General features: G+C 40.0%; 5 protein-coding genes and 1 CRISPR repeat array. All 5 genes read right to left on the reverse strand.

Features of this window, described 5'->3' with window-relative positions; translation table 11 throughout:
• Window positions 1-166 precede the first annotated feature (166 nt).
• Window positions 167-586, reverse strand: a complete 420-nt coding sequence (locus tag B9A32_RS20750; protein ID WP_084072078.1) for a type II toxin-antitoxin system VapC family toxin — start codon at window positions 584-586, stop codon at window positions 167-169.
• A complete protein-coding gene (locus B9A32_RS20755) occupies window positions 583-837 on the reverse strand; it encodes a type II toxin-antitoxin system Phd/YefM family antitoxin (protein WP_084072080.1) in 255 nt (84 codons plus the stop codon). The genes B9A32_RS20750 and B9A32_RS20755 overlap by 4 nt, the downstream gene beginning before the upstream one ends.
• Window positions 838-1,128: 291 nt before the next feature.
• A CRISPR array of direct repeats spans window positions 1,129-1,558; the repeat unit is 32 nt; unit sequence GTTTCAATCCACGCTCCCGCATGGGGAGCGAC.
• A 227-nt stretch (window positions 1,559-1,785) separates the two neighbouring features.
• The gene (gene cas2, locus B9A32_RS20760) at window positions 1,786-2,073 is read right to left on the reverse strand and encodes a CRISPR-associated endonuclease Cas2 (protein WP_084072082.1); all 288 of its coding nucleotides are present in this window, start codon (window positions 2,071-2,073) and stop codon (window positions 1,786-1,788) included.
• 13 nt (window positions 2,074-2,086) lie between these two features.
• Entirely contained in the window at window positions 2,087-3,118 is a 1,032-nt protein-coding gene (gene cas1c / locus B9A32_RS20765) for a type I-C CRISPR-associated endonuclease Cas1c (protein WP_084072084.1), read from the reverse strand.
• Complete coding sequence (cas4, locus tag B9A32_RS20770; RefSeq protein ID WP_232367256.1) at window positions 3,119-3,799, reverse strand: CRISPR-associated protein Cas4; 681 nt, start codon at window positions 3,797-3,799, stop codon at window positions 3,119-3,121.
• Between the last annotated feature and the right edge of the window lie 254 nt (window positions 3,800-4,053).

Here is a 4,053-nt window from a genome sequence, read left to right on the forward strand (position 1 = left end):
CAATTTTTCTCTGCTCATTTTTATGCTCCTTTCAGGCATTTTTTATTACCCGATTACGAGCAAAAAGTCTCCACATTATATAGGGGGTTAGAGAGACCCCACCACGAAATGCGAACACCGAAAGTTGAGATATAAAAATGAACTTGACCCCAGAGCTATCTTGAGCCTAAATCCATGGGTCCAACAATTCAACCCCACTTACTTTCATATCTTTAATATTTCTTGTTACAACAACCAAATCATGGAAAAGTCCGGTAGCTGCGATAAGCCCATCAATTGCAGGTAGTGTTTTACCCAAAAGTTCAGATTGCGCCTGAATTTTTCCCCACGTTACTGCTGTCTGAATATCAAAATTAATGATTCTATTTTTAAATCGTGCTCTTAAATCATGCTTTACCCATTTATGAAGCGTACTTTTTTTCCTGCTCTTTGGCAGCTTTTCTATTCCTTTATGAAGTTCACCAATTGTCAAAACGCAGATGAATAAACTTGACTCTTCTATATTTGATATCCATTGAACAACCTTTTGATCTGGTTCCTGTTTTATTAACTCAGATATTACGCATGTGTCCAGTAAGTAGTTCATAGGGAGATATCCCTTGGCATTTCTTTATTTCTTGAACACTCAACCCCCTCTTTAGCAAGCGGGGAATTTTTAAAAAATTCAACCAGAGTTGTCTTGGGTTTTATTAGCCGATTGTATTCGTTAATTGAAATAACAACTACGGCTTCTTTACCGTGTTTGGTCACAATTTGAGGACCTTTTTTCTGGACGATTTCAACAAGATTACTGAATTTATTTTTCGCATCTTGAAGTTGCCAATGGTTTTCAATCATGATGACACCTTGCTATTATTATTTTGCTATCAAGAATTCACGCCAGACTGTCTAAACTATATTTGCCATGGATAATAATGTCAACTGTTATTCAATTGATATAACTCTCAGGGTACATGGCTTTTCCTGTAATTCCGGAGAAACTATAGATAATTCGACTTTGTGCTTCAAACACCACTTAGACATCAATTAAGGAAATATACATTTTAGCACACTTAGCAAAAACAATTCAAAATGAATGGACATTATGAATAATCAAATATGGTGCTCGGAATAACTATTTGTGACCAAGTTTCAATCCACGCTCCCGCATGGGGAGCGACCCGCTGCTATTTTTGCCGATCTCACCAGCGATGAGTTTCAATCCACGCTCCCGCATGGGGAGCGACGATATTGCATCTTCGCGTGGCATCACACCAGTTCCTGTTTCAATCCACGCTCCCGCATGGGGAGCGACAACCACATTTACAAATAGCAATACCTCTCTGACAGTTTCAATCCACGCTCCCGCATGGGGAGCGACTTGAGGTGGACGCCACCGCCGTAGACGGTTCCCAGTTTCAATCCACGCTCCCGCATGGGGAGCGACCGCTGCATACCCAGCAAAATTACCATCCTTGAAGTTTCAATCCACGCTCCCGCATGGGGAGCGACCCGGTGCCAATCTTCAATGTATCCGGCAAGAATTGGTTTCAATCCACGCTCCCGCATGGGGAGCGACCGCTACACATATAACCATCTATAATACAACTTAAAACAACCACAAAAAAGCGAACCCAACTTCAAAAAAAACATTTCATAAAAACAAAAATAAATTTTTAAGATTTCATATAAAAATTAACAATTTATATTTACGCGAACCCATAATAACGCTACATAAGCATTCTCAAGTCAAATCAAGCCTGTAAAGCCATGCTTATAAAAAACAACTAATGCTTCGCAACAAAACTATAAAATTAAAGGCCCCTCCAGATCTACAGCCTTTTTTGCACCAATATGCTCCACCTTGCGTCTCCAGTTAGAACCCAAAAAATAGAATCGCAGGCTATCCAAATCTGGTTCTATCTCCTCCATCAATTGCTGGCGTAAAACCGTCCATTGAGCAGGGTCAACAATGCATTCAAAAACAGAATACTGCACGCGTTGCCCATAATTTTTACAAGCCTTGGCAACACGGCGCAAACGCTTCTGACCATTTTTTTCAATGGAAACATCATAGCTGACAAGAACAAGCAAAACTCCTCCTTAATTATTTCCAAATAAAGGGAGGATATCCATCAATATCCCCCCGGATAAATCTTGCCAAAAGCAAAGCTTGAACAAAAAACAAATTCCCAATTTCAATTTTTTCATTCAAAAAGGGATGGATCAATTGTTCTTGCTTTCTTTTTTGATAGGTTTCAAGAACAGTCCTACGCACTGTATCATCCATAAAAATGCCTCCAGACTCTTTACGACTAAATCCATCAGCAGAAATCTGATTACGGTTAATCATTGACAATATCAGTCTATCTGCAAAAAATGGCCTGAACTCTTCCATCATATCCAGGGCCAACCCCGGTCTTCCAGGGCGGTCCCGGTGTAAGAAACCAACTGCCGGGTCAAGCCCCACCGTTTCAAGTGCTGAGCGCACATCATGGACAAGAAGTGTGTAGACAAAAGAAAGAAGACAATTAATTTTATCTGTTGGCGGGCGTCTGTTTCTTCCTGCAAAGAAAAACTCGTCTTTTTGAGAAAGAATCAATTCGTTGAAAACACCAAAATATTGACGTGCGGCATCCCCCTCAATACCCCTCAAGTGATCTGGATTTTCATTTTGTAATTCTCTTTTAATATAAACTCGAAGCCTGCTGGATACTTTTTTAACGGAATCTTCATCCATTTTTTCCCGGTGATCTCTGAGGGCTCTTTCAAGAACAGTCCGGCAATTTAACAATTTACCCGTAAGAAAAAAGCCAGCTATTTTTGCAGAGGTTTGTCTGCAATCAGCCATACGAAATTGTTTTCTTCGCAATAACACATTCCCTGTAACAGGCCCTTTGACCATAGCAAGAAATCGACCATGTTTGGTTAAAAAACTTATAGACACATCTTTTTCAGCACAGAAACCCATCAAAAAAGGGCTGCATGTAACAACGCCAAAGCATATAATCCCTTGAAGTGTATGAATGGGAATCTGTAACCGGGTCTTTTGCTCAATCCTGACCGCAACAGTCTCTCCCTCTTTGAATAGATATGCCCCTTGGGTGGTCACAAAGAGAGTGTTCAGATGCTTTTTCATTTAACTCAACTCCTTATGGACGATACGTTCCAACCACGCTGATACCTTTCTTGATTTTTCAATAGCTTTTGGCAAACACAAATTCAAAAAAGAACAGGTATCACACTTTTTTTCATAATGGGGTGCCGGTGTTATTCCAGAGTCAATCATTACATGAATTTTCTTGGCAGTTTCAATGGTTAGTTGACGCAACTTATCATCAAAAACAACACTCTGCCGTCTCCTTGTTTTTCCGTAAAAAAGAGCACCTTTTTCCAGCCTAAGATTGAGCATTTCCTCAAGGCACAGGGCTTGAGCACAAAGCTGCACCTTATCGGCAGGATTCTGTTTAGGTTTCCCTCTTTTATATTCCAGCGGAAAAGGAATCCATTGTTTTTTTGAACCTTTCTGTAGATTAAATTCCACCACATCGGCTTTTCCGGTTATGCCAAGCAATCGGGATTTTAGGGGCAAGCTGTATTCAACCCTTGTCTTGCCCCTGTTGCCATGATCTCCTCTATCCACCCTTTCATGCATCACACGCCCCTCGGCTGTGAATTTGTTTTCAACCCATAGCTGTTCAATATGGATCAATGCACATTGTCTCTCACAAAAAAGCATGTGTTGAAGCGCAGATAATGAAATGTATTCATTTTCATTGTATTTGCTCATACCATCCTTTTGTGTTTTTTTTCTCAGCATTGTCTGATTATCTTCCGCAAGAGTAAGATGAGGGGAACGCCTTATTAATAAAACGTAATCAGCAATAAAAAAACATTTTAAAAAGTTAAAATCTTGCCTTCATAATGTCTGTGGTAAAATAGGCATCTAATCTGTCATATTTTTTTAAACGTAAAGCAAAACGGTAGATGTCAAGCAAGTTGTCGCCTCAACATAAAAAAAATCGTGCTTACCGCAACACCTTCTCATGACCTCCGACGGACTTTTTTGGATGC

The sequence above is a fragment of the Desulfocicer vacuolatum DSM 3385 genome, assembly GCF_900176365.1.
GTDB classification, from domain to species: Bacteria; Desulfobacterota; Desulfobacteria; order Desulfobacterales; family Desulfobacteraceae; genus Desulfocicer; species Desulfocicer vacuolatum.

Bases quoted from the DNA above. Each gene is read 5' to 3' on its own strand.
- cas4 (WP_232367256.1), bottom strand. From the start codon at position 3,799: ATGCTGAGAAAAAAAACACAAAAGGATGGTATGAGCAAATACAATGAA.
- cas1c (WP_084072084.1), bottom strand. From the start codon at position 3,118: ATGAAAAAGCATCTGAACACTCTCTTTGTGACCACCCAAGGGGCATAT.
- B9A32_RS20750 (WP_084072078.1), bottom strand. From the start codon at position 586: ATGAACTACTTACTGGACACATGCGTAATATCTGAGTTAATAAAACAG.
- B9A32_RS20755 (WP_084072080.1), bottom strand. From the start codon at position 837: ATGATTGAAAACCATTGGCAACTTCAAGATGCGAAAAATAAATTCAGT.